20 protein-coding genes are annotated in these 23,976 nt (G+C 64.0%); 11 read left to right on the top strand and 9 right to left on the bottom strand.

The window, feature by feature from the left end:
• The first annotated feature begins 518 nt into the window (after positions 1-518).
• Complete coding sequence (locus tag RR51_RS14760; RefSeq protein ID WP_015271498.1) at positions 519-1,217, top strand: response regulator transcription factor; 699 nt, start codon at positions 519-521, stop codon at positions 1,215-1,217.
• On the top strand, positions 1,214-2,821 hold the full coding sequence (locus RR51_RS14765; RefSeq protein ID WP_039613952.1) for an ATP-binding protein: 1,608 nt from the start codon (positions 1,214-1,216) through the stop codon (positions 2,819-2,821). Before RR51_RS14760 ends, RR51_RS14765 begins: the two co-directional genes overlap by 4 nt.
• 3 nt (positions 2,822-2,824) lie before the next feature.
• Here the strand turns inward: RR51_RS14765 and RR51_RS14770 are convergent, their stop codons facing one another.
• Both RR51_RS14770 and RR51_RS14775 read right to left on the bottom strand, forming a co-directional pair.
• Positions 2,825-3,526 (bottom strand): 4'-phosphopantetheinyl transferase family protein, encoded by a 702-nt coding sequence (locus RR51_RS14770; RefSeq protein WP_039613953.1) that lies wholly within the window; start codon positions 3,524-3,526, stop codon positions 2,825-2,827.
• Between the two features lie 164 nt (positions 3,527-3,690).
• Positions 3,691-4,482, bottom strand: coding sequence for a dienelactone hydrolase family protein (locus tag RR51_RS14775; protein ID WP_031324533.1), 792 nt, complete (start codon positions 4,480-4,482; stop codon positions 3,691-3,693).
• Between the two features lie 129 nt (positions 4,483-4,611).
• Between RR51_RS14775 and RR51_RS14780 the strand changes: the two genes are divergently transcribed.
• The 4 genes from RR51_RS14780 (at position 4,612) to RR51_RS14795 (ending at position 9,121) form a co-directional block, all read left to right on the top strand.
• Positions 4,612-5,217 carry an outer membrane beta-barrel protein gene (locus RR51_RS14780; protein ID WP_013973837.1) on the top strand — a complete coding sequence of 202 codons (606 nt, stop codon included), beginning with the start codon at positions 4,612-4,614 and terminating at the stop codon, positions 5,215-5,217.
• Between the two features lie 150 nt (positions 5,218-5,367).
• The gene (locus RR51_RS14785) at positions 5,368-6,045 is read left to right on the top strand and encodes a response regulator (RefSeq protein WP_004375868.1); all 678 of its coding nucleotides are present in this window, start codon (positions 5,368-5,370) and stop codon (positions 6,043-6,045) included.
• Positions 6,042-7,388 carry an ATP-binding protein gene (locus RR51_RS14790; protein ID WP_039613954.1) on the top strand — a complete coding sequence of 449 codons (1,347 nt, stop codon included), beginning with the start codon at positions 6,042-6,044 and terminating at the stop codon, positions 7,386-7,388. The genes RR51_RS14785 and RR51_RS14790 overlap by 4 nt, the downstream gene beginning before the upstream one ends.
• Positions 7,389-7,798: 410 nt before the next feature.
• A complete protein-coding gene (locus RR51_RS14795; RefSeq protein WP_013973834.1) occupies positions 7,799-9,121 on the top strand; it encodes a dicarboxylate/amino acid:cation symporter in 1,323 nt (440 codons plus the stop codon).
• A 204-nt stretch (positions 9,122-9,325) separates the two neighbouring features.
• Here RR51_RS14795 and tsaA read toward each other — a convergent pair whose 3' ends face one another.
• The 4 genes from tsaA to RR51_RS14815 form a co-directional block, all read right to left on the bottom strand.
• Positions 9,326-10,018: a tRNA (N6-threonylcarbamoyladenosine(37)-N6)-methyltransferase TrmO gene (tsaA, locus tag RR51_RS14800; RefSeq protein WP_039613955.1), complete on the bottom strand. Its 693-nt coding sequence runs from the start codon at positions 10,016-10,018 to the stop codon at positions 9,326-9,328.
• A gap of 6 nt (positions 10,019-10,024) precedes the next feature.
• A complete protein-coding gene (locus tag RR51_RS14805) occupies positions 10,025-10,486 on the bottom strand; it encodes a DUF1456 family protein (RefSeq protein ID WP_013973832.1) in 462 nt (153 codons plus the stop codon).
• A gap of 48 nt (positions 10,487-10,534) precedes the next feature.
• A complete protein-coding gene (locus RR51_RS14810; protein WP_039613956.1) occupies positions 10,535-11,245 on the bottom strand; it encodes an rRNA pseudouridine synthase in 711 nt (236 codons plus the stop codon).
• A gap of 77 nt (positions 11,246-11,322) precedes the next feature.
• Entirely contained in the window at positions 11,323-11,775 is a 453-nt protein-coding gene (locus RR51_RS14815) for a GNAT family N-acetyltransferase (RefSeq protein WP_039613957.1), read from the bottom strand.
• Between the two features lie 200 nt (positions 11,776-11,975).
• Here RR51_RS14815 and RR51_RS31540 point away from each other — a divergent pair, with 200 nt between their 5' ends.
• From RR51_RS31540 to RR51_RS14835, 4 genes are all read left to right on the top strand, one after another.
• Positions 11,976-12,680 (top strand): hypothetical protein, encoded by a 705-nt coding sequence (locus tag RR51_RS31540; protein ID WP_236693269.1) that lies wholly within the window; start codon positions 11,976-11,978, stop codon positions 12,678-12,680.
• Between the two features lie 197 nt (positions 12,681-12,877).
• Positions 12,878-13,723, top strand: coding sequence for a DUF6502 family protein (locus RR51_RS14825; protein ID WP_039613958.1), 846 nt, complete (start codon positions 12,878-12,880; stop codon positions 13,721-13,723).
• Positions 13,720-15,411, top strand: coding sequence for a DUF5666 domain-containing protein (locus tag RR51_RS14830; protein ID WP_039613959.1), 1,692 nt, complete (start codon positions 13,720-13,722; stop codon positions 15,409-15,411). Before RR51_RS14825 ends, RR51_RS14830 begins: the two co-directional genes overlap by 4 nt.
• 55 nt (positions 15,412-15,466) lie before the next feature.
• The gene (locus RR51_RS14835; protein WP_039613960.1) at positions 15,467-16,216 is read left to right on the top strand and encodes a hypothetical protein; all 750 of its coding nucleotides are present in this window, start codon (positions 15,467-15,469) and stop codon (positions 16,214-16,216) included.
• 71 nt (positions 16,217-16,287) lie between these two features.
• On the opposite strand, the gene rimO is transcribed toward RR51_RS14835, so the two are convergent.
• Positions 16,288-17,619: a 30S ribosomal protein S12 methylthiotransferase RimO gene (gene rimO / locus RR51_RS14840; RefSeq protein WP_013973825.1), complete on the bottom strand. Its 1,332-nt coding sequence runs from the start codon at positions 17,617-17,619 to the stop codon at positions 16,288-16,290.
• 235 nt (positions 17,620-17,854) lie between these two features.
• Here rimO and RR51_RS14845 point away from each other — a divergent pair, with 235 nt between their 5' ends.
• A complete protein-coding gene (locus RR51_RS14845) occupies positions 17,855-19,765 on the top strand; it encodes a potassium transporter Kup (protein WP_015271484.1) in 1,911 nt (636 codons plus the stop codon).
• Between the two features lie 112 nt (positions 19,766-19,877).
• Here the strand turns inward: RR51_RS14845 and RR51_RS14850 are convergent, their stop codons facing one another.
• Both RR51_RS14850 and mprF read right to left on the bottom strand, forming a co-directional pair.
• On the bottom strand, positions 19,878-21,170 hold the full coding sequence (locus RR51_RS14850; RefSeq protein ID WP_015271483.1) for a virulence factor family protein: 1,293 nt from the start codon (positions 21,168-21,170) through the stop codon (positions 19,878-19,880).
• Positions 21,170-23,812, bottom strand: a complete 2,643-nt coding sequence (gene mprF / locus RR51_RS14855; protein ID WP_039613961.1) for a bifunctional lysylphosphatidylglycerol flippase/synthetase MprF — start codon at positions 23,810-23,812, stop codon at positions 21,170-21,172. Before mprF ends, RR51_RS14850 begins: the two co-directional genes overlap by 1 nt.
• Positions 23,813-23,976 lie beyond the last annotated feature (164 nt).

The raw sequence follows: 23,976 nt of genomic DNA on the forward strand, positions 1-23,976 counted from the left end.
AATCACTTGAAGTTCACCCGAAAAATCGCTTGATTTTGCGGGTTGACTTTTGTGTGTGATTTTGCACGAAACCCTATATCTAGTGGTTCGCTGCGATCGGGATACAAGATAATGCGGTATCGGGGGCTTTGCAAGGCGAGCGCCTGTGGATAACTTGTGCGTACTTTGTGAGTGAATGGTGGGTATTCGCTGTAGGCCTTGTGCCAAGTGGTTTGCAGTATTTTTCTGCGTCTTGCAGCCCCGGGGCAGAATTTTTCGGGCGCGAACCCTATCACAAAAAACGGTTCAGTCGAGGGGCTGCTGGAAGGTTGGCAGTACCGGATGGCAGCCGTAGTATTCCGAGGGGATGTTGCTTTTTGGTTAAAGGGTTATGTTGCCTGTGCTGGCCCTTTCGCGGGTGAACCCGCTCCCACAGGTACTGCACAGGGTTCGAAAGCGGTGCGGTCCTTGTGGGAGCGGGTTCACCCGCGAATAGGCCGGCACAGGCCATAGAAAAACAACAAACATAGGCACAAGCCATGGACCACCCCGCACCCCGCATCCTCATCGTCGAAGACGACCAGCGCCTGGCCGAGCTCACCGCCGAGTATCTGCAGGCCAACGGCTACGAAATCAGCGTCGAGGGCGATGGCGCTCGCGCCGCGCGGCGCATCGTCGACAGCCAGCCTGACCTGGTCATTCTCGACCTGATGCTGCCCGGCGAGGACGGTCTGAGCATCTGTCGTCGGGTGCGCAGCCAGTATCCCGGCCCGATCCTCATGCTGACCGCCCGCAGCGATGAACTCGACCAGGTCCAGGGCCTGGACCTTGGGGCCGATGACTATGTCTGCAAACCCGTACGCCCACGGCTCCTCCTGGCGCGTATCCAGGCACTGCTGCGGCGCAGCGAAGCACCGGACAGCAAGCGCCAGGACCTGGCCTTCGGCGCGCTGCGCATCGACAATCGCCTGCGCGAGGCGCGCCTGGGCGAACAGCTGATAGAGCTGACCGGCGCCGAATTCGACCTGCTCTGGCTGCTGGCCAGCAACGCCGGCCGGGTGCTGACGCGCGAGCAGATCTTCACCGCGCTACGTGGGGTCGGCTACGACGGGCAGGACCGTTCCATCGACATACGCATTTCCAAGATCCGCCCAAAGATCGGCGACGACCCGCTCCAGCCAAGGCTGATCAAGACCCTTCGCAGCAAGGGCTACCTGTTCGTCGGCGAGGCCCCATGAACAATTCGATCTTCCTGCGTATCTATGGCGGCATGCTGGCCGTGCTGGTGCTGGTGGCCCTGCTCGGTGTACTCAGCCTGCACTTGGTCAACGAAGTGCGTGCCGCCCAGCACCGAGAAGGCCTGGCCCAGGGCACCTTCAGCCTGATGGCCGACAACCTGGCGCTGCAGAACGATACCGAGCGCAAACGCTCGCTGCTGATCTGGGAGCGCCTGCTCGGCGTGCCACTGGCGCTGCAGCCCATGACCGCGCGCACACTCGATGGCGGCCAGCGGGCGCGCCTGTACCGCGGCCTGGTGGTGGTCGAGAAGACTGGCCCGCATGCGGCCGAGGTGCTACGCAAGGTCGGCCAGGAAGACCTGATGCTTGTGGCGCAGATCAAACAGATCAGCGAGCAACTGGCGCGGGCCACCCTCTATCTGCTGGCCGACGAACTGGTGCGCTACCCGGTGACCGAACAGCAGCAGCGCCTGGCACAGATCAAGAAAGAGAAGGGCTTCGGCTTTGGCGTGGCCCTGCAGCGCATCGAGCGGGTGAGCCTGGACGATGACCAGCGGCGCCGGGTCGAGGAGGGCGACACGGTCATGGCCCTGGGCAAGGATGGCGACTCGATCCGTGTGTTCGCCGGGCTGGCGGGTTCGCCCTGGGTGCTGGAAATCGGCCCGCTGTACCAGCTCAACCCCTATCCGCCGCAGTTGCTGATCCTGATAACCTTTCTTGGTCTGTGCCTGATCGGCCTGGTGGTCTACCTGCTGGTACGCCAACTGGAGCGGCGCGTGTCGGGCCTGGAGATTGCCGCCACGCGCATCGCCCAAGGCAGCCTGGACACCCGCGTGCCGGCCGGCGGCGCCGACTCGGTGGGGCGTCTGGCCGCGGCCTTCAACGGCATGGCCGAGCATCTGCAGCGCTCGCTGACCATGCAGCGCGAACTGGTGCGGGCGGTTTCCCACGAGCTGCGCACGCCAGTGGCACGTCTGCGCTTTGGCCTGGAGATGATCGAAAGTGCCACCACCGAGCAGGCCCGGGCCAAGCACCTGGCGGGTATGGACGGCGATATCCAGGACCTCGACAAGTTGGTCGACGAGATGCTCACCTACGCCCGCCTGGAGCAGGGCGCACCGGCGCTGAAGTTCGAGCGGGTAGACCTGGATGCCTTGCTCGACCGGGTGATCGAAGAACTCGCGCCGTTGCGTGCCGAGGTAAGGGTGGTGCGCGGTGAGTGCCAGGGTGCCGATGGCGGAGGCGCCTGGGTCGAAGCCGAACCGCGCTACCTGCACCGGGCGCTGCAGAACCTGGTGGGCAACGCCATGCGCCACGCCGAGGCCGAGGTGCGCCTGAGCTACCAGTTGGGGCAGCAACGCTGCCGCATCGATGTGGAGGATGACGGCCCGGGGATCCCCGAGGGTGTCTGGGACCGTATCTTCACACCGTTCACCCGCCTCGACGACAGCCGTACCCGCGCTTCGGGCGGGCATGGCCTGGGCTTGTCGATCGTGCGGCGGATCATCTACTGGCACGCGGGCCGGGCCACAGTGGGGCGCAGCGTCGCGCTGGGTGGCGCCTGCTTCAGCCTGAACTGGCCACGGCAGCAGGCACCGCTGTGACGGTCAGACGCTGACCAGGCTGAGCAGGTGGCCGTCCTGCAGGCAGAACTGGCCCTGCAGTTCGGCGCCATGCCGCCACTGCGGCGACAGGTCGGTGAGCAGGCGCAGGTGGGCCAGGCCTTCGGCGGACCAGTCCAGTACTTCGGCATGCTCGAAGTAGAAGCGCTGGCGGGTCAGCGGGTAGAGCGTCTTGAACAGGCTTTCCTTCAGCGAGAAGGTCAGGGTGACGGCAAGGCCGAGCTGGCTGCGGTCGAGGCGTTCGAGCTCGGGCGGGGTGAGGATTTCGCCCATCAGCCGCTCGGCACGCTGGTCATCCAGCAACGCTTCCTGATCCAGGCCCAGGCCCCGGCAACTGCCCTCGGCAGCAACCACGGCAGCAGCCCAGCCTTTACCGTGGGTGATCGAGCCGTGGATGCCGGCGGGCCAGATGGGTGAGCGGTCCTCGTGGGTGCCGGGCACGTAGTCACGGCCGTCCAGGCGCTGCAGAGCGGCGCGGGCACACACCCGGCCGGCCAGGTACTCGGCCTGGCGCTTGGCCACCGAGCGTTGCAGGCTGTCGCCTGGCACGACACCGGCGCGCTGGAAGTCATCGGGTGCCAGGCGGGCGGGGTCGAAAGCGCAACTGACCAGCACCGCGCCGGGTAGGGGGCGGGGCAGGGGCCAGTGGTGCTGGAGCGGGGCGCAGCAGGCGGGGAGTGTGTTCATGGGGGGTATTGTGCCAGCCGCAGCGGTGGTGTGGGAGGTGAAATAGCTGGGGCTGCTTTGCAGCCCATCGCATCGCGACACAAGGCCGCTCCTACACAAAGCGACGCGGTACCTGTAGGAGCGGCCTTGTGTCGCGATGGGCCGCAAAGCGGCCCCGGCAATCCTTACTTGAACACCTTCTTGAAGAACGCCTGCATATCCGCCCAGGAGCTCTCGTCCGCCGCCTTGTTGTAGGCAATATCCGGCCCACCATGTTCGCCGTGCCCCATGCGGTCCGAATCCGGGTTGCTGAACCCGTGCTTGGCCCCGGGAATACTGACGAACTGGTAGTTGACCTTGGCTGCATCCATCTCCGCCTTGAACGCTTCCACCTGCTGCTCGGTCACCAGCGTGTCCGCCGCACCATGCTCCACCAGGATATCGGCCCGCACCACGCCCGGCCTGGCCGGTGTCTGCGTACCCAGCGGGGCGTGGAAGCTCACCACGCCATCGAGCTTTTCCCCTCGCCGCGCGGCATCCAGCGCCACCTTGCCGCCAAAGCAGTAACCCACTGCCCCCAACTGGTGCTTGTTGGTGTTCGGCTGCAGTTTCAGTAGTTCGAGGCCGGCATCGAAGCGCCGCTCCGCGGCCTTGGGGTCTTTCATCGCTGCTGTCATGAATGCCTTGGCGTCGGCAGGGTGCTCGGTTTGCTTGCCGTCGCCATACATGTCGATGGCCAGGGCGTTGTAGCCCAGTGCTGCCAAGTCGCGGGCGCGGCGCTTGGCATAGTCGTTCAGCCCCCACCATTCATGCACCACGACAATGCCGGGGCGCTTGCCTTCGATGGCGTCGTCATAGGCGTAGTAGCCGACCAGGCGATTGCCGTCGGCGTCCTGGTAGGGGATCTCGCGGGTTTGTACCGCCGCTTGGGCGAGGGCGGCGCTGCACATCAGGGTCAAGGCCAGCAGGGCGCGCATGGTCACTACTCCTTGTTCTTCAAACGGTTCGTTCAGCCGGGGTTCAGCCAGGGTTCAGTCGCGGTTCAGGGTGCCCTGCTTACTCTAGCTTCCAGACCGAAACAGCGCACTCAACTGGAGTATCCAGCCATGAAAACCTTCAACACTCTGCTTGCCGCCATGGCCGTCTGCGCCGCTGGCATCACCACCGCACAGGCCGCTGACGACAACTTCGCCAGCCTGACCTACGGCCAGACCAGCGACAAGGTTCGCAAGTCCGGCCTGCTGCAGCGCAACACCGACCACCTCAACGCCGACGGCATCATCGGCAAGGACGACACCTGGGGTGTGCGCGTGGGCAAGATCAATGACCAGGGCCGCTACTACATGACTTACGACAATGTCTCGGGCGACCACAGCGGCCTGAAGCTGCGCCAGGAAAACCTGCTGGGCAGCTACGACCTGTTCCTGCCGGTGGGAGATACCACCAAGCTGTTCGGCGGTGGCAGCCTGGGCGTTACCAAGCTGACCCAGGACTCGCCGGGGGCCAGCCGGGATACCGACTACGGTTACGCCTATGGCCTGCAGGCCGGCGTGATCCAGGACATCACCGACAAGGCTTCTGTGGAACTGGGCTACCGTTACCTGCGTACCAATGCCGCCACCGAAGTGGGTGCGCACGGCGGGCCGAAGGACGGCACCCTGCGCCTGACCAGCAGCGCGCAGACCTACCTGGCTGCAAGCTACAAGTTCTGACGGGCGAGCCGGGTTATCCTGTACCGGCCTCTTCGCGGGTAAACCCGCTCCCACAGGGATCGCGCAGTTCTTCAAACCTGTGCAGTACCTGTGGGAGCGGGTTTACCCGCGAAAGGGCCGGTACAGGCAATACATATCAAGGAGCTGCACATGAAACTGCTGGTGGTCGAGGACGAAGCCCTGCTTCGCCATCACCTCTACACCCGCCTGGGCGAAGGCGGCCATGTGGTCGAGGCGGTCGCCGATGCCGAGGAGGCGCTGTACCAGGCCGGGCAATACCACTTCGACCTGGCCATCATCGACCTGGGCCTGCCCGGCATCAGCGGGCTGGAACTGATCACGCGCCTGCGCAGCCAGGACAAGACCTTCCCCATTCTCATCCTCACCGCCCGCGGCAACTGGCAGGACAAGGTCGAGGGCCTGGCCGCTGGTGCCGACGACTACCTGGTCAAGCCGTTCCAGTTCGAAGAACTCGAGGCACGCCTGAACGCCCTGCTGCGCCGCTCCAGCGGCTTCACCCAGTCGACCATTGCCGCCGGCCCGCTGGTGCTCGACCTCAACCGCAAGCAGGCGACGCTGGACGAGCAGCCCCTGGCCCTGACCGCCTACGAATACCGCATCCTCGAATACCTCATGCGCCATCACCAGCAGGTGGTGGCCAAGGACCGCCTGATGGAGCAGCTGTACCCGGGTGACGAGGAACGCGACCCCAATGTCATCGAAGTGCTGGTCGGCCGCTTGCGGCGCAAGCTCGAGGGCGAGCACGGCTTCAAACCGATCGACACCGTGCGCGGCCTGGGCTACCTGTTCACCGAGCGCTGCCGATGATCCGTTCGCTGCGGGTGCGCCTGATGCTGGCGGCCGCGGTGCTGGCGCTGCTGTTCATGCTGGCGTTGCTGCCGGCCTTGCAGAAGGCCTTCAGCCTGGCCCTGCAGGAGTCGATCGAACAACGCCTGGCCTCGGATGTGACCACGCTGATTTCCGCAGCGCGTATCGAACACGGCCAATTGCAGATGCCGACGCTGCTGCCGGACGAGCGCTACAACCTGCCGTATACCGGCTTGCTCGGCTATATCTTCGACCGCGACGGCAAGCTGGTCTGGCAGTCGCGGGCAACCGCCGCGCAAAACATCAACTACCGCCCACGTTACGACGGCCGCGGCAACGAATTCGCCCGCATTCACCAGGCCGACGGCGAAGAGTTCTTTGTGTACGACGTCGAGATCAAGCTGCTGGGTGGCCAGAGCGCCGCCTACAGCATCGTTGCCTTGCAACCTGTGCGCGAGTACCAGCACACCCTTGATGGCCTGCGCGAAAAGCTCTACCTGGGCTTTGGCGCGGCCTTGCTGGCGCTGCTGGTGCTGCTGTGGGCCGGTTTGACCTGGGGCTTGCGGTCGTTGCGCCGGCTCAGCCGCGAGCTGGACGACGTGGAGTCGGGAGTGCGGGATGGCCTGAGCGGCGAGCACCCACGGGAGCTGCTGCGTCTGACCGGCTCGCTGAACCGCCTGTTGCGCAGCGAGCGCGAGCAGCGTCAGCGCTACCGTGATTCGCTCGATGACCTGGCGCACAGCCTGAAGACGCCGCTGGCGGTGTTGCAAGGGGTGGGCGAAAGCCTGCAGCAGCGTAGCGGCGAGCGCGAGCAGGCGCGCGTGCTGCAGAGCCAGATCGAGCGCATGAGCCAGCAGATCGACTACCAGTTGCAACGCGCCAGCCTGCGCAAGAGCGGCCTGGTACGCCACAGCGTGTTGCTGCGGCCGTTGCTCGAAAGCCTGTGCAGCACCTTGGCCAAGGTGTACCGGGACAAGCGGGTGGACGTGACGCTGCAACTGCCCGATGCGGCGCAGGTGCCGATGGAGCAGGGCGCGTTGCTGGAGCTGCTGGGCAACCTGCTGGAGAACGCCTACCGCCTGAGCCTGGGCCAGGTGCGCGTGAGCCTGGAGCAGGCGCCTGGACGGTTGACCTTGTGCATCGAGGACGACGGACCGGGGGTGCCGGCGGGCCAGCGTGAGCGGATTCTGGAGCGTGGGGAGCGGCTGGACAGCCAGCACCCGGGGCAGGGGATCGGGCTGGCAGTGGTCAAGGATATCGTCGACAGCTATGACGCCGAGCTGAGCCTGGGGGATTCTCCTCTGGGGGGCGCGGCGTTCAGGATCACCTTCAACCTCGAGTGATTTGCTGGCTTGGCCGGCCTCTTCGCGGGTAAACCCGCTCCCACAGGGGGGCACTGCACTCGAGCCCTGTGCGGTTCCTGTGGGAGCGGGTTCACCCGCGAAGAGGCCGGCACAGGCAAACCACAATGGGCGGATTCCCGCCAATGCCCCTGTACAAATCCCGCCACCGGGCGGAAATCCGCCAGCCTTCCTCAGGCAATTCGCCCCGTCGTTGGGCGTTTATCCCTCGCAAATACGGCACTTGCACCCTTCGTGGGCATTTTGGCACCACCCTTGCTATTGATCCTCGCAGAGGCCTGCCCAGGCAGCTCGAACACAACGACAAATCCCTCCGGGTGCAGGAGGGTTAGCGATTCAGGTGCCCCATCGCCCTGGGAAGGGTGAACCGGCACACTTGAGGAAAATTAGCCATGACGACACGTCAGCCGCTGTACAAATCCCTGTATGTCCAGGTGTTGGTCGCCATCACCATCGGTATCCTGCTCGGCCACTACTATCCGGAGACGGGCGTCGCCCTCAAACCCTTGGGGGACGGCTTCGTCAAACTGATCAAGATGGTCATCGCCCCGATCATCTTCTGCACCGTGGTCAGCGGCATCGCCGGCATGCAGAGCATGAAGTCGGTCGGCAAGACCGGCGGCTACGCGCTGCTGTACTTCGAAATCGTCTCCACGGTCGCCCTGATCATCGGCCTCGTCGTTGTCAACGTGGTCAAGCCGGGCGCTGGCATGCACATCGATGTCAGCACCTTGAACGCCAGCAGCGTGGCTGCCTACGCCGCCGCCGGCGCGCAGCAGACCACTGTCGGCTTCCTGCTTAACGTCATCCCGAACACCGTGGTCGGCGCCTTCGCCAACGGCGACATCCTGCAAGTGCTGATGTTCTCCGTGCTGTTCGGCTTCGCCCTGCACCGCCTGGGCAGCTATGGCAAGCCGGTGCTGGACATGATCGACCGCTTCGCCCATGTCATGTTCAACATCATCAACATGATCATGAAACTGGCCCCGGTCGGTGCCTTCGGTGCAATGGCCTTCACCATCGGCCAGTACGGCGTTGGCTCGCTGGTGCAACTGGGCTACCTGATGGCCTGCTTCTACATCACCTGCCTGCTGTTCGTGCTGGTGGTGCTGGGCGGTATCTGCCGCGCCCACGGCTTCAGTGTCCTCAAGCTGATCCGCTATATCCGTGAAGAACTGCTGATCGTGCTGGGCACTTCGTCCTCGGAGTCGGCCCTGCCACGCATGCTGGCCAAGATGGAGCGCCTGGGTGCGAAGAAGTCGGTGGTTGGCCTGGTGATCCCGACCGGTTACTCGTTCAACCTCGATGGCACCTCGATCTACCTGACCATGGCTGCGGTGTTCATCGCCCAGGCCACTGACACCACCATGGACATCACTCACCAGATCACCTTGCTGCTGGTGCTGTTGGTGGCTTCCAAAGGTGCTGCCGGTGTTACCGGTTCGGGCTTCATCGTCCTGGCCGCCACCCTGTCGGCCGTTGGTCACCTGCCGGTTGCCGGCCTGGCGCTGATCCTCGGCATCGACCGCTTCATGTCCGAAGCCCGCGCGCTGACCAACCTGGTTGGCAACGCCGTTGCCACCGTGGTCGTGGCCAAGTGGGTGAAGGAAATGGACAACGACAAGCTGGCATCGGAGCTGGCCTCCGGTGGTGCGCCGCTGGTCGATACCCGTCCGACCGACGACCTGGGCGTGGCTGAAGGCCCGGCTCGTTGATCGCGGGATGGTGAAAAGAAAAAGGCGACCTCAGGGTCGCCTTTTTCATGTCTGTGCGGCGCACGGTTCCTTGTGGGAGCGGCCTTGTGTCGCGAAAGGGGCGCGCAGCGGCCCCGGGATATCAGCCATCCTGCAAGATTGCCGGGGCTGCTGCGCAGCCCTTTCGCGACACAAGGCCGCTCCCACAAGCCCTGCGCACAGCCTTCAGGCCAGCACCACCTCCAGTACCCGGATCACGTCCGGCTGCGGGTAATGCCACCTTACCTGCACATCCCAGAACTTCACCCCATACACCCGCTCGGCCGGCGGCATCTGGTAGGCCGGCCGTGGGTCCTGCGCCAGGCACTGCTCGATCAGCTCCACCAGCGGTTCACCCAGGCGCAGTGCATGTTCGCGGGCCTGGGGCAGGGCGTTGTCGACCCACTGAACGGCGATCGCGACAGGCGCTTGGCTGGCCATCTGGTTGCTGGCGCCAGGGATGCTATCGGCGTACGGCACATACGGTTTGATATCCAGCACCGGCGTACCGTCGAGCAGGTCGATCCCAGACAGCAGCAGGCGCCCTGGCTCCACGCCTTCCAGGCGCACCACCGACTGGCCGATGCCATTGGGCCGGTGAGTGGCGCGGGTGGCGAACACACCCATGCTCTTGTTGCCACCCAGGCGCGGTGGCCGCACCTTCAGGCGGGGTTTGTCTTCCAGTGCCTGGTGGAACAGGAACAGCAGCCAGACATGGCTGACCTGTTCCAGCCCCTCGACCGCATCGCCCTGGTCGAACGGCGGCAGCAGCTCGAGCACGCCTCGTGCGGCGGGCGCCAGTTGCGGCTGGCGCGGGATGGCGAACTTTTCCTTGAAACAGGAGCGGATGATGCCGACCGGGGTAACCGTATGCTGCATGGCCAATCAGCCGCGCACGCGCAGGGTCAGGCCCTTGAGGAAGTTGCGCAGCAACTGGTCGCCGCACGGGCGGTAGTTGTCATGGCCGGCCTTGCGGAACAGTGCGCTGAGCTCGGGCTTGCTGACCGGGAAGTTGACCGACTTGAGGATCGCATGCAGGTCATCTTCCTTGAGCTCGAAGGCCACCCGCAGCTTCTTGAGGATGAGGTTGTTGGTTACCGGCAGCTCGATCGGCTGCGGCGGGCGGCTGTCATCCTTGCCGCGGCGGTGGATCACCAGGCCGTCGAGAAAGTGCGCCATGACCCGTTCCGGGCAGCGCACGAAGCCTTCCTCGTCTTCCTTCTTCAGGTAGGTGGCCAGCACCAGGGGATGCACGTCGAGGCCGGATAGCCCGATGATTTCGGCCATCTTGGCGTCATTCACCTTGAGCATGTAGCGCAGGCTGCGCAGGACGTCGTTGTGGTTCATTGTTGCAGAATCCTGTTCAGGTGCCGCACCTGTGGCGCGGCGTATTGCTTAGAAACGTTCGGTAGTGGCCAGGTAGCGCCACTGGCCCAGGGGCAGCTTGCCCATCGACACGCCGCCCAGGCGAATGCGGCGCATGCCTACCAGCTCCAGGCGCAGGTAGGCGCACAGCTCGGCGATCTGCCCGGGCTGCGGGTTTTTCAGGGCCATGCGCAGGTGGGTCTCGTTCTGCCAGCTGGCCTTGGCTTTAGGCAGCTCGCGGTCATTGCGGGTGGCACCGCGCGCCAGGCGTTCCAGCGCCTGGGGTGTGGTCTCGCCGCGCACTTCAACGATGAATTCCTGTTCCAGGCGGCGCAGGTCGGCGTCGATCTTGCGGGTTACCCGCCAGTCCTGGGTGAATACCTGCAGGCCGCTGGCACCGCGCTCCAGCGGCGCCACGCAGGCCTGCCGGGCAAAATGCCCGTGCAGTGCGCGCACGCCTTCGCGGTGGGCTTCGCTGAGGTTGCCCATGTTCATGCTGGCGCGGGCAGTTTCGCTGTCCACGTTGGCCGCCTGGTTCAGCAGCAGGGTTACTGGTTCCAGCGTTTCGGCACGGGCACCCGGCAGCAGTTCGACGCGCTGCTGCTCGACCTTGAACTGCGGTTGCTCGACCACCACGCCATCGACCGTGACCCAGCCGCCCTCGATATACAGCTCGGCCTCGCGGCGGGAGCAGCCAAGCTGCTCGATAAGGCGTTTGGACAGGCGGACGGGTTCGGACATGACGGCAATTCGCAAAGGCAGGGAAAGACCTGCATTGTACCTGCCTGCGCGGCAGAGGGGCTGGGAATCTGTGTCATTTACGCCGTTTTGCGCAGGCGCATGTGCAGCAGCGGGTAGGGTTGCCCCAGGCCGTCGGTTTCCGAACGGCCGATCACCTCGAAGCCCTCATGCAGGTAGAAGCCCAGGGCTTGCGGGTTCTGTTCATTGACGTCCAGGCGCTCGGCATTCAGTTCGTCGATCGCATAGTGCAGCAGGCGCTTGCCAACCCCTTTGCCACGGTAGTCCGGTGCGACGAACAGCATGTCCACGCGCCCGTTGGCGACCCCGGCGAAGCCGCAGATGCGCTGGCGGTCCTTGCAGCAGATCAGCATCACTGCATCGAGGTAGCGACGCAGCACCTGGTCGCGCAGCAAGACGATGTAGCAATCCGGCAGGAAGTCGTGGGTGGCGCGTACAGAGTCCTCCCACACCTGTACCAGTTCGCCGTAGTCACTCAAGCGCGGGGTTTGCAGCGTCAGTACCGAATGCATGCCGGTGTTCCTCCATGACGATAAGGCAAACATAGCAGGCCCACCACCGGTCGGCTTCTCCGTGCGCTGCTTGAATCTCGGGGTTTGGCGGTCTATTAATTTCCTGTGGGAAAAATTCCCACAGAATGAAAAGCAAGAACCTGACACAGGATTCCCGGCTTGATTTGGCGTTTCTCACGGCGACGACCTGGAGACGAAATATGCAAATCCATGTGCTGTTCAAAAAAGCGATATTGGCGGCTGCCGTTGCTGGCGTGCTGTCGACTTCCATCGTTCTGGTCCCTGACTCGATTTCCAATGGCTCCAGCGCCTACGCCAAGGATGGTGGTGGTGGAGGCGGTCACGGAGGTGGCGGCGGTGGCCATGGTGGGGGTGGTGGTGGCCATGGCGGCGGCGGTGGTCACGGTGGCGGCGGTGGCGGCGGTGGAGGCCATGGTGGTGGCGGCGGTGGCCACGGTGGTGGCGGTGGAGGCCATGGTGGTGGCGGTGGTGGCGGTGGTGGCCACGGTGGTGGCGGTGGTGGTCACGGCGGTGGTGGTGGCGGCCATGGCGGTGAGGGCGGCGGCCACGGCGCTGGTGGGGATGGAGATGGCCATGCCGGCAACAGTGGGCGCGGCCATGACGGTTCCTCGAACTCTGGGCGCAGCGGCAACCACGCTGAAGCGGGTGATGATCATGGCAATCACGTTGGCGGTGAGCCTGGGGACGATCACGGCAATCACGTTGGCGGTGAGCCCGGTGACGATCATGGCAATCACGTTGGCGGTGAGCCCGGGGACGATCATGGCAATCATGTTGGCGGTGAGCCTGGCGATGACCACGGCAATCACGTTGGTGGTGAACCTGGTGATGATCGTGGCGACCATCTGGGTGGCGAACCGGGTGATGACAACAGCAGGAGCTGACTGGCTCTGAACGGTCTCATGCAGCGCCCACGGGGCGGGCCTGTATGAGGCCAGGTTCGGATACACGGCAGCCCCACTCAACGCGAATGCAATGAGCGCCGACGACTATCCCTCATCTCGTCAGGGATATGGTCACAGTTGGTGTGGGATCTTTTCCCGCGTCGTATACTGGGTTCATCTGTCAAGGAATGCGCTCAATGCAATCGCCTACCATTCCCCCTTCGATGTTAAGCGCACTGCGGCGTGTCATGCGTCCTCTGGTGCGCCTGATGCTGCGCAAAGGGGTCACCTACACGATGTTCGCCGACCTGCTCAAGGAAGTGTTCGTCGATGTGGCCCATCGCGAGTTTCGCCTGGACGGTACAGTGCCGACCGACAGCCGCATCAGCCTCCTCACGGGCGTGCATCGCAAGGATGTCCGGCGTTTGCGTAGCGAGGGGGGCAAATCGCTCGCCGCGCTGCCGGCAAACATTACGTTAGGTGCACAGTTGGTCAATATGTGGACCACTGGCAAGCCGTTCTGCTCGGAGCCTGGCCAGGCGCTGCCGTTGCCGCGTCTGGCGAGCGTTGGCGGCGATCGTTCCTTCGATGCGCTGGTGGCGAAGATCAGCACCGACATCCGCGGGCGGGTGGTGCTGGATGAGTGGTTGCGCCTGGGTATCGTCCGGCTCGACGACCAGGACTGTGTCCACCTGGAAGCCCAGGCATTCGTGCCGCAGAAGGGCTTCGACGAAAAGGCCGCGTACTTTGGGCACAACCTGCATGACCATGCCTGCGCAGCAGTGCACAACCTGAGTGGGGACGGCCAGCCGTTCTTTGAACGCAGTGTGCACTACGACGCCTTGAGCCCGGCCAGCGTCGACCATTTGCGTGCAGCGGTGGACAAGGACGGCATGCAGATGCTGCTTGCCTTCAGCCGGCTTGCATCAGACCTGGAAGATGCCGATGTGCCCAGCGCCGAGCAACGTCAGCGCATCACGGTAGGGCTTTATTTCTACACTGAAACTAACGACCCCGATTTGTCGAAGACCCCCGACCCATGACTTCCCTCGCGCGCTGCCTCAGTGTGGTCACACTGCTCCTGGGTTTCGGGCTGAACCTGGTGGCGCCTGCCGAAGTGGCCGCAGCACCGGTATGTGTCAGCCGTGACGAAGTGGGTATGGCGGGGGCGGCGGGCTTGCAGTTTCCCGGCGGTATTGGTGGTACCGGGGCCAGGACGGGCGGTGTCGGTGGTACCGGTGTACGCAGCGAAAACGGCGGAGTGGGTGGCACCGGTGCGCCGCTGCCACAGCGTCCCGGCGGCACGGGTGGGACCGGTGCGGTGGCCGACGGTGTGGACGGCACCTTCATCGATCACGGCGGGGCAGGCGGTACCGGCGCACCGATCCTGCGCCCGGGCGGTACCGGTGGCACGGGCATCGTCGGCACCATTACCGGGTTCGCCTCGATCTGCGTCAATGGCCTGGAAGTGCACTTTGGCAAGGACGTACCGGTGAGTGAAAACGGTGCGCCTGCCAGTAGCGCTCACCTGGCAATCGGCCAGGTTGTCGCGGTTGAGGCATTTGCCGGCAAACGCGGCCTGCAAGCAGGGCGCATCTCGATCCTCAACGTTTACGAAGGGCCGCTGACGGCACTGCCCAATGCTTCGGCCCCTCTGCGGGTCATGGGCCAACCCGTGCGGCTGGCTGCAGGGGCGCGGGTGGCTGAAGGGTTGCGCCCGGGCGAGCCGGTCAGGGTCAGTGGCCTGCGCGATGCCAGGGGCGAAGTGGTAGCCAGCCGTATCGAACGGGCGCCGGGGCTCAGGGAAGCCAGTGCCATCGGTGCGGTAGACCGTGCCGGCAGCCTCCAGGGGCTGAAGTTGGGAACCCGTGTGGCACCTGCGAGGGAAGTGCTGGTACGTGGGCAGTGGACCGGACGCCAGCTGGAAGTGGCGCAAACCCGCCCAGACCCGAGCCTGCCTTTTGCTGGCCGTGTGCAGACGGCGGTGATCGAGGGGCTGGTACAGCGCAGCCACGCTCAACAACTGGTGGTGGCAGGCATCAAGGTGACGCTGGGGCAGGGTACCGTGATCGTCGGCAAGCAGCCCGGGGCATTGGCGCTCGATCAACGTGTGCGGGTGAGCGGGGTGTTCAATGGCAAGCACGAGCTGCGGGCAACCCGCGTGGAGTTCGATGACGGCCGTGCCGACAACCCGGACCGAGGGCATTCGGGGCGTGGCAGCGGGCACGGCACCCGTGACGCTGAAGGTTCCAGCAATAGCGGGCATGGCGGACGCGATGCGACCAGTGATCGCATTGAAAGCAGTGATGACCACAGCGGGCACGGCGGTGTTGACGATTCCAGTGGTCGGGACGGTACTGAGCGCGTGGACAAGTCCGGAAAGTCGGAACATGTCGACACCATGGAGCGACCCGAGAGCAGCAATAGCGGAAGCTCTGACCGGGTAGAGAAGGTCGAGCTCGAAAAGGTGGAAAAAATTGAAAAAGCAGAGAAGGTTGAAAAGGTAGAAAAAGTAGAGAAGATCGAGAAAGCCGAGAAGCCCGAAAAGGTCGAGAAGATCGAAAAGCCTGAAAAAGTCGAGAAGGTCGAGAAGATCGAGAAGCCTGAGAAAGTCGAGAAGGTAGAAAAAGTTGAGAAGGTCGAGAAAGTAGAAAAGGTCGAAAAGGTCGAAAGACCCGAGACAGTAGAGAAAGCCGAAAAAGTGGAGCATCCAGAGCGATCCGGGCATTAGGCAACTAGGCTGGGTAGGTGCGATCACCTTTCCAGTTCGGGATACCGAGGTGCAGATGAGACCCACGCTCCCTCTTTTCGCCTGCTTGCTGTCATGCGCCAGCGCGTCGGTCCTGGGCGATACCTTCAGCGCCGCCATAGGCATGGACTATTCAAGTGGCGACTATGGCACGGGTACAACCTCGGAAATCTGGTACATCCCCGTGGTCGGCAAGTATGAAACCGGCCCAATGACCTACAAGGTCACTGTGCCCTGGCTGCGCATCACCAACCCTGAAGTGGGCCCGAATGGTGACCCCTTGCCCGGTGGCTGCCGGGATGTGGAAAGCGGGCTGGGAGACACGGTTGCCAGCGCCGGTTACGCCCTGCTCGACGGCAGTGACGGTGGCCTGATGCTGGACCTGATCGGCAAGGTCAAATTCCCCACTGCCGATGAAGACCAGTGCCTGGGCACCGGTGAATACGACTACACCGGCCAGGTCGACATCGCCAAGGCCTTTGGCCCGGTGACCGGTTTCGCGACCTTGGGCTGGAAGAAGTTCGGCGACCCGCCTGACAGTGATTTCGACGACCCGATATTTGCCAGTCTCGGCTTTGCCATGCCCGTGGCTGCAGGCACTTCGGCGGGTGCCTCCTACGACTGGCGGCAGAAAGTCGTGTCGACGGGCGCGCAGATCAAGGAACTTACCCTGTTCCTGACACACAAGCTCAACCAGCAGTGGAAAGTGCAACTCTATGCAGTCAAAGGCTTCTCGGATGCCAGCCCGGATGCAGAGGGCGGCCTGATGCTTTTTCACGCGTTCTGACGAAAAAGCCCCTGGCCCGGGAGTTCCTTGTGGGGAATGGCGGGGCAGGGGCTTTTCAGTTTGCTGCTGCGTTAGATGGGTTCAGCCCACATGTCGTATTCGTCGGCATCCACCACGCGGCAACGTACCTTGTCACCCGGCTTGAAGCCGTGGTCGCCATCGATGAACACGCTGCCGTCGATTTCCGGGGCATCGAAGAAGCTGCGGCCAACCGAACCTTGCTCTTCCACTTCATCGATCAACACGTCGATTTCCTTGCCGATGCGCAGTTGCAGGCGGGCGGCGCTGATGGCCTGCTGGTGGGCCATGAAGCGGTCCCAGCGGTCCTGCTTGACGTCGTCCGGCACTTCTTCCAGGCCCAGGTCGTTGGCCGGGGCGCCTTCCACCGGCGAGTACTGGAAGCAGCCCACGCGGTCCAGCTGGGCTTCGGTCAGCCAGTCCAGCAGGTACTGGAAGTCTTCCTCGGTCTCGCCCGGGAAGCCGACGATGAAGGTGGAGCGAATCACCAGCTCCGGGCACTGCTCGCGCCAGTTCTTGATACGTGCCAGGGTGCGGTCTTCGAAGGCCGGGCGCTTCATGGCCTTGAGCACTTTCGGGCTGGCGTGCTGGAACGGGATATCCAGGTACGGCAGGATCTTGCCGGCGGCCATCAGCGGGATCACGTCGTCGACGTTCGGGTACGGGTACACGTAGTGCAGACGTACCCAGGCACCCAGGCTGCTCAGGGCTTCGCACAGCTCGAGCATGCGGGTCTTGACCGGGCGGCCGTTCCAGAAGTCGGTCTTGTACTTGACGTCGACGCCGTAGGCGCTGGTGTCCTGGGAAATCACCAGGATCTCCTTGACCCCGGCCTTGACCAGGCGCTCGGCCTCGCTCAGCACTTCGCCGACCGGGCGGCTGACCAGTTTGCCGCGCATCGACGGGATGATGCAGAAACTGCAGCTGTGGTTGCAGCCTTCGGAAATCTTCAGATACGCATAATGGCGCGGGGTCAGCTTGACGCCCTGCGGCGGCACCAGGTCGATCAGCGGGTTGTGGTCCTGGCGTGGTGGCACCACTTCGTGCACGGCGTTGACCACCTGCTCGTACTGCTGCGGGCCGGTGACCGACAGCACGCTCGGGTGCACGTCACGGATGCTGCCTTCCTCGACACCCATGCAGCCGGTGACGATGACCTTGCCGTTTTCCTTGATCGCTTCGCCGATCACTTCCAACGACTCGGCTTTGGCGCTGTCGATGAAGCCGCAGGTGTTGACCACCACTACGTCGGCGTCCTCGTAGGTGGGCACGACTTCATAGCCTTCCATGCGCAGCTGGGTCAGGATGCGCTCGGAATCGACCAGGGCTTTTGGGCAACCCAGGCTTACGAAACCTACCTTGGGGGTGGCGGGCGTGGTGGACATGACTAACCTCGGTATTAAATGCAGGTCGCCCGGCCGGAATCGGGGGCGATCTTGACGGGCGCTTTTGGCGCCTCTGATCAAAAAGTGCGCAATTCTAGCGAGCGCAGGGTCGCTTGACCAGCAGAAATGCGACGAACGCTGCGCTATGCTTCGCGCCATTGCGCCGGGGGTATCAGTATCACCTGACGCATCGGGAATTTTACTGGCCTTGCAAGGCCGTCTGCGGGAGTGGTCGATGGTTCAGGCAAGCAGTCACGCCGAGGGCGGGCACGAGGGGAAGCAGGGTGCGACGCGGTCGTTGAGCCTGCTCGTGGCGGCGGTCGGGGTGGTTTATGGCGATATCGGCACCAGCCCGTTGTATACCCTCAAGGAGGTCTTCAGCGGCGGGTACGGAGTGCCGGTCAACCATGACGGCGTGCTGGGGATCCTGTCGCTGATCCTGTGGTCGCTGCTATGGGTAGTGTCGTTCAAGTACGTGATGTTCATCCTGCGCGCCGACAACCAGGGCGAGGGCGGCACCATGGCGCTGACCGCGCTGGCGCGGCGGGCCACGGCGGCCTACCCGAGGTTGCGTACGTTGATGGTGGTGTGCGGGTTGATCGGCGCTTCGCTGTTCTATGGCGACAGCATGATCACGCCGGCGGTGTCGGTGCTGTCGGCGGTGGAAGGCATGGGCCTGGCGTTTGATGGTATCGATCACTGGGTTGTACCGATTTCGCTGGTGATCCTGGTGGCGCTGTTCCTGGTGCAGAAGCACGGCACCGAGAAGATCGGCAAGCTGTTCGGCCCGATCATGGTCACCTGGTTCCTGGCGCTGGGCTCGCTGGGCGTGTACGGCATATCGCAGAGCCCGGAAGTGCTCAAGGCTTTCAACCCGGCCTGGGCGGTCAACTTCTTCGTGGTTCACCCCGGCATGGGCGTTGCCATTCTCGGCGCGGTGGTCCTGGCGCTGACCGGTGCCGAGGCGCTGTACGCCGACATGGGCCACTTTGGCCGCAAGCCGATCGCTCGGGCCTGGTTTGCCCTGGTGCTGCCGGCGCTGGTGCTCAACTACTTTGGCCAGGGCGCGTTGCTGCTGCAGGACCCGGATGCAGCACGTAACCCGTTCTACCTGCTGGCGCCGGGCTGGGCACTGCTGCCGATGGTCGGCCTGGCTACCATGGCCACGGTGATCGCTTCGCAGGCGGTGATCTCGGGGGCGTTCTCCCTGACCCGCCAGGCCATTCAGCTGGGCTACATCCCACGCATGCAGATCCAGCACACTTCCAGCGATGAACAAGGGCAGATCTATATCGGTGCGATCAACTGGACACTGATGGTCGGCGTGGTACTGCTGGTGCTCGGTTTCGAGTCATCCGGTGCCCTGGCGGCGGCATACGGGGTGGCTGTGACCGGTACCATGCTGATGACCACCATCCTGGTTTCGGCGGTGATGCTGCTGCTGTGGAAGTGGCCACCGGTGCTGGCGGTGCCGATCCTGATGGGTTTCCTGTTGGTGGATGGGCTGTTCTTTGCCGCCAACGTGCCGAAGATCATCCAGGGCGGGGCCTTCCCGGTCTTGGCCGGCGCTGTGCTGTTCCTGTTGATGAGCACCTGGAAGCGCGGCAAGCAGATCCTGATGGAGCGCATCGACGAAGGCGCGCTGCCGCTGCAGCTATTCATCAGCAGTATCCGCATTCAGCCTCCGCACCGGGTCGAAGGCACGGCGGTGTTCCTCACGGCACGCTCCGATGCGGTGCCCCATGCGCTGTTGCACAACATGCTGCATAACCAGGTGCTGCACAGCCAGGTGGTGCTGTTGACGGTGGTCAGCGAGGACCGGCCACGCGTGCCGGAACAGGAGCGCTTTGAAGTGGAGGCCTATGGCGATGGGTTCTTCCGCGTGTTGCTGCACTTCGGCTTCATGGACGAACCGGACGTGCCGGCGGCGTTGAAGCTGTGCCACCTGGAAGACCTTGACTTCAGCCCGATGCGCACCACCTTCTTCCTCAGCCGCGAGACCGTGATCGCCTCACGGCTGGAGGGGATGTCGCGCTGGCGGGGCAACCTGTTCGCGTTCCTGCTGAAGAATGCCAACGGCAACTTGCGCTTCTTCAACCTGCCGCTGAACCGGGTGATCGAGCTGGGGACCCAGGTCGAGATCTGAGGGGCAACACAGATTTCAAGGCAGTACCCGCTCCCACAGGGAGCGCATAGCTTTCAAAGCTTGCGCTGTACCTGTGGGAGCGGGTTTACCCGCGAATGGGCCGCAAGTCTTATCAGTTCTGCTCAGCCACACTCGACTTGCCCTGGCGCGTCTCGATCTCACCGATCAGGCGCTTGGCCAGTGCCGGGTAGTTTTCGTCGAAGTGGTGCCCCCCCGGCAGCTTCAGGCGTTCACCCACCGCAGTCTTGTCGGTGCAACCGCTCTCGTCGGTTTCTTCCACGCCATACACACACACCACCTTGGACGCCGGCAGTTTGGCCATTTCCGGCCCGGTTGGCGCTTCCTGGCCTTCCTTGCCCAGCCAGCCCTCGACTTCGATCTCGAAGCTGCCGCTGCGTGCAAAGGCCAGCAGCATCACCGCGTCGATACGCTGCTGGTCCTCGGCCGGCAGGCGGTTGTAGATCGCCGGCAGGACGTCGGCACCGAACGAATAGCCGGTCAGCACGAAGCGCTTGGTGCCCCACTTCTGTCTGTAGTGCTGCATCAGCTCGGACAGGTCGGCGGCGCTTTGTTCCGGGGTCTTGTGTTGCCAGTAGTAGCGCAGCGTGTCGATGCCGACCACCGGGTAACCAAGCTTGGCCATTTCCCCGGCCACGTCGCGGTCCAGGTCTCGCCAGCCGCCATCACCGGAAAGGAACAGGGTGACCGTGTCGGTGGTCTGCCCGGCTGGCACCTCGACTACCGGAATGGCCAGGGCGTTGCCGTCGTGGCCGACCAGGGCCTGGGTCAGTTGGGCCTTGAGCACTTGTGGCAGGTGGATGTCGTAGTCACTGATGCTGGTTTCGGCATTGGCCTGGTCGCGCACGAAGGCGGCGCTGGCGTCATCCGGGTTGTCGTTCCAGGCGACGTTCCAGTGGCCGTGGGCGGCCGATTTCGGCAGCGCTGTCTGGCAGCCCGGCTGTTCCAGGCTGAAGCCCACGGAAATCGCCCGCGCCTTGTCGTTGTTCTGGCTGGCCAGCCAGCGCCAGGCCTGGGCGGCGCCAGGGCCGATACCGGCAACCAGGGTCGGCTTCTCCGGTAACTGGCCCAAGGCCTGGTCCAGGGCCTGTTGTTGTTTGCTGCAGTCATTGGGCGGCAGGATCACCTGCACCAGTTGCGCTTCGCCAGCCTGGGCCAGGTCCAGCAGCTGCCTGTCGGTCAGCGCCTGGTCCTGGGGTACGCCGATGGCCACCCGGGCCTTGGGGTGCACGGCTGGGGTCACACGGGTGATGCGGGTGTCATTGATGCTCAGTTGTTCCAGGCGTGCCTCGGGAGCCGGGCGCGTCCATAGCCAGAACGCCAGCGCGCCTCCCAGGGCAGCCAACAGCAGGGGAACCAGCAGGTACAGCCAAAAGCGTCGGGTCATCAACGTTTCACCAATCCAGTCAGGCCGCCTGCGATCAGGGCGGCGGTGTCAGCCAGTGCCACCAGCGGGTCGAGCCCGGCCGGCACGGCCATGTAACGGGGTTCCCAGTCCGGTTGGAACTTGTCCTTGAAGCGTCGAAGCCCCTGGAAGTTGTACAACTGCTCGCCACGGCGGAACACCATCGAGCCCAGGCGCTGGGTCAAGGGCGCGCCACGCCGCGGCTGCAGACCGGAAAGCGGCACCATGCCCAGGCTGAAGCGGGCGTAGTCATGGCTTTTGTAGTGCAAGATCAGGCCGATCATCATGAATTCCATGGTCAGCTTCGGGGCCTCGGGGTGCGCACGCATAAGGTCAAGGCTGGCCAGTTCCTTGCCATGGGTTTCCAGCAGGTTGGCGAAAGCCACCGGGCGGCCTTGGAAGCGGATCAGGGCAATGCGAAAATGCTGCAGGTATTCAGGGCTGAAGCGCCCCAGCGAGAAGCCTTTCTCGCGCACGTTCTTGCCGCCAAGCCAGGCGTCGGAAATTTCCTTCAGTTCTGCCAGCGGGGCATGCCCGGGTTCGTGGATTTCCAGGCTCAGGCCGTCACGGCCGCCACGGTTCCAGGTGTAGCGCAGGTCCTTCATTTCCTTGCCCTTGGCTTCGAGATCGAAACGGCGCAAGTCGACCCGGGCTTCTTCACCCAGCTTCAGCGCAGTCAGGCCGATGTCCATGTAGAACGGCAGGTTCTCCGCGCGCACCTGATAGAACACCGGGCGGGCATGGTGCAGGTCGCATAGGTCACGGAACTGCCAGATCATCTCGGCGCGCTCCTGGGCCGGGCCGATCGGGTCGTACAGGGCTACCAAGCTGCGACCGCGACGGGCGTACATGAGGAAGGCGTTGTTGCCAGGGTGGAACAGCAGCGCCTTGTCACCGGTCAGCGCCAGGCCGCCATCTGGCTGGTCGGATGCCAGCAGAATGCGGTTGGCACGCAGCAGCTCTTCTTCGTCAGGCAAGTGGATCACCGGTGGTGCGGTACGCAGCAGCCAGGTCAGGGCCACGGCCGCCAGCAGCAAGGCGCTGCCCATGGCGGCGCGCAGACCACGCGGGGCATCGGCATCGAGGGTGAACTGCCACCACAGCTGATGGCTGTAGGGAACATCCTGGTAGGCGAACAGCAACAACCAAACCGATGCGCCGACCACACAGGCGCTGGCAACCAGAAACACCGGCGAGAACGGCAACTCGAGCAAACGGCTGGGGCGGTAGAAGGAACGGCGGAACAGAGCGAGCAGGGCGGCAGTGAGGGTCAGCAAGCAGGCCTCTTCCCAATCGAAGCCCTTGAGCAGCGACAGCAGGGCACCGACCAGCAACAGCACGGTGGTCAGCAGCCAGGCGGCGGACAGGCGCCGGCGCAGGCCTTGGGCCAGCAGCAGGCACAGCACGCCGATCAGGCTGGCGCCAAAATGCGAAGCATCGATCAGGCGGTGCGGAACCAGGAAACCCATGTGCTCCAGGCGGGTGTCGATTTCGGGCGTGGCACCGGAGAACAGCAGCACCACCCCGGACAGGAATACCAGGATCGAAAGGATCGGTGCAGCCAGCCCGGAAGCGGCCTTGATAGCCTGTTGCGCGAACAGCAGGCGCCGGGCCTCGTTGGCCAGCAGCAGCGCGCAGGCCAGCAGCAGCGGCAGCACCACGTAGATCAGCCGATACAGCAGCAGTGCCGCTGCCAGCGGCGCCGCGCCAAGTTGGTCGGCAAAAGCCGCCAGTAGTATGGCTTCGAATACCCCGACGCCGCCCGGTACGTGGCTGAGCACACCTGCGGCCAAGGCCAGCAGGTACACCAGGACAAAGGCACCGAACGGCGGTGCTTCGGGCAGCAGCAGATACAGCACGGTGGCGGCAGCGGCGACATCCAGTGCGGTGATCAGCAATTGCAGGGCGGCCAGGCGTGCGCCCGGCAGGCGCAGCGTGCGGCGGCCCAGTTGTACCAGCAGGTTGTTGGCCAGTGGCTGTTCAGCCAGGCGTCGGCGGTACAGGCCGAACACCAGCACGCTGCACACCAGCAACACCGCTATGGCGATACCCGCCAGCAAGCCTGGCGCCAAACCCAGTGCGGCCGAGGCCGCCGGCAGGTCGCTCAAGGTCGCCAAGGCGGCCAGAGGCGGTAGCGCGCAGCCCAGTGACAGGCTGGCAAAAACGGTCATCCGTGCAACTTCACCTGCGCCAACCCCTTGGCGTGCATACAGGCGATAGCGCACCGAACCGCCCGAAAGCATCGACAGGCCGATGGCGTTGCCTATGGCAAAAGCGCTGAAGCCGCCCAGCACCAGGCTGCTCGCGGGCAGTTTCACGCCGGCATAGCGGCTGGCCGACCACTCGTAACCGAGCAGAATCACGAAACCGAGCACAGTTGCCAGCAAGGCGCCAAGTAACGACTGGGTAGGCACGCTGAGCATGGCATCGTGCAAGGCATAGATGTCCAGCTCGCTCAACAGGTGGCGACAGGCGACCAAGGCCATGGTGAACAACACCAGGGTAACTACCAGGCCGATGGGCTGGCGGTAACGGCTCAGACGCTCCAGCAAGGGCAAACGTTGCGCGGCGCCAGGCAGCGTTGTGGCAAGCGGCACCGGGGATTCGGGATTGTGCGAAGTCATGGATTGCCCCGGGCATGCAGCGCGAGGTGAGGGAAAGGTGTGGCCAAGTGAAAGTCCCTTAGGAAAAACGTATCCAATGTTACTCCGGCCTTGAGCGCTTTCAGCGGCCTGGCAGGGTTAAAGATAGTTCATCCTGGGCATGACCTCTCAAGCCTGCGGGTTGG

This window comes from Pseudomonas sp. C5pp (genome assembly GCF_000814065.1).
GTDB lineage: Bacteria > Pseudomonadota > Gammaproteobacteria > Pseudomonadales > Pseudomonadaceae > Aquipseudomonas > Aquipseudomonas asiatica.

Coding starts and splice junctions, on each gene's coding strand:
- RR51_RS14780 (WP_013973837.1), top strand. CDS start 4,612: ATGAAAACCTTCAACACTCTGCTTGCCGCCATGGCCGTCTGCGCCGCT.
- RR51_RS14775 (WP_031324533.1), bottom strand. CDS start 4,482: ATGCGCGCCCTGCTGGCCTTGACCCTGATGTGCAGCGCCGCCCTCGCC.
- RR51_RS14850 (WP_015271483.1), bottom strand. CDS start 21,170: ATGACCCGACGCTTTTGGCTGTACCTGCTGGTTCCCCTGCTGTTGGCT.
- RR51_RS14815 (WP_039613957.1), bottom strand. CDS start 11,775: ATGCATTCGGTACTGACGCTGCAAACCCCGCGCTTGAGTGACTACGGC.
- RR51_RS14845 (WP_015271484.1), top strand. CDS start 17,855: ATGGTTCAGGCAAGCAGTCACGCCGAGGGCGGGCACGAGGGGAAGCAG.
- mprF (WP_039613961.1), bottom strand. CDS start 23,812: ATGACTTCGCACAATCCCGAATCCCCGGTGCCGCTTGCCACAACGCTG.
- RR51_RS14785 (WP_004375868.1), top strand. CDS start 5,368: ATGAAACTGCTGGTGGTCGAGGACGAAGCCCTGCTTCGCCATCACCTC.
- rimO (WP_013973825.1), bottom strand. CDS start 17,619: ATGTCCACCACGCCCGCCACCCCCAAGGTAGGTTTCGTAAGCCTGGGT.
- RR51_RS14805 (WP_013973832.1), bottom strand. CDS start 10,486: ATGAACCACAACGACGTCCTGCGCAGCCTGCGCTACATGCTCAAGGTG.
- RR51_RS14760 (WP_015271498.1), top strand. CDS start 519: ATGGACCACCCCGCACCCCGCATCCTCATCGTCGAAGACGACCAGCGC.
- tsaA (WP_039613955.1), bottom strand. CDS start 10,018: ATGCAGCATACGGTTACCCCGGTCGGCATCATCCGCTCCTGTTTCAAG.
- RR51_RS14830 (WP_039613959.1), top strand. CDS start 13,720: ATGACTTCCCTCGCGCGCTGCCTCAGTGTGGTCACACTGCTCCTGGGT.
- RR51_RS14795 (WP_013973834.1), top strand. CDS start 7,799: ATGACGACACGTCAGCCGCTGTACAAATCCCTGTATGTCCAGGTGTTG.
- RR51_RS14825 (WP_039613958.1), top strand. CDS start 12,878: ATGCAATCGCCTACCATTCCCCCTTCGATGTTAAGCGCACTGCGGCGT.
- RR51_RS14765 (WP_039613952.1), top strand. CDS start 1,214: ATGAACAATTCGATCTTCCTGCGTATCTATGGCGGCATGCTGGCCGTG.
- RR51_RS14770 (WP_039613953.1), bottom strand. CDS start 3,526: ATGAACACACTCCCCGCCTGCTGCGCCCCGCTCCAGCACCACTGGCCC.
- RR51_RS14835 (WP_039613960.1), top strand. CDS start 15,467: ATGAGACCCACGCTCCCTCTTTTCGCCTGCTTGCTGTCATGCGCCAGC.
- RR51_RS31540 (WP_236693269.1), top strand. CDS start 11,976: ATGCAAATCCATGTGCTGTTCAAAAAAGCGATATTGGCGGCTGCCGTT.
- RR51_RS14810 (WP_039613956.1), bottom strand. CDS start 11,245: ATGTCCGAACCCGTCCGCCTGTCCAAACGCCTTATCGAGCAGCTTGGC.
- RR51_RS14790 (WP_039613954.1), top strand. CDS start 6,042: ATGATCCGTTCGCTGCGGGTGCGCCTGATGCTGGCGGCCGCGGTGCTG.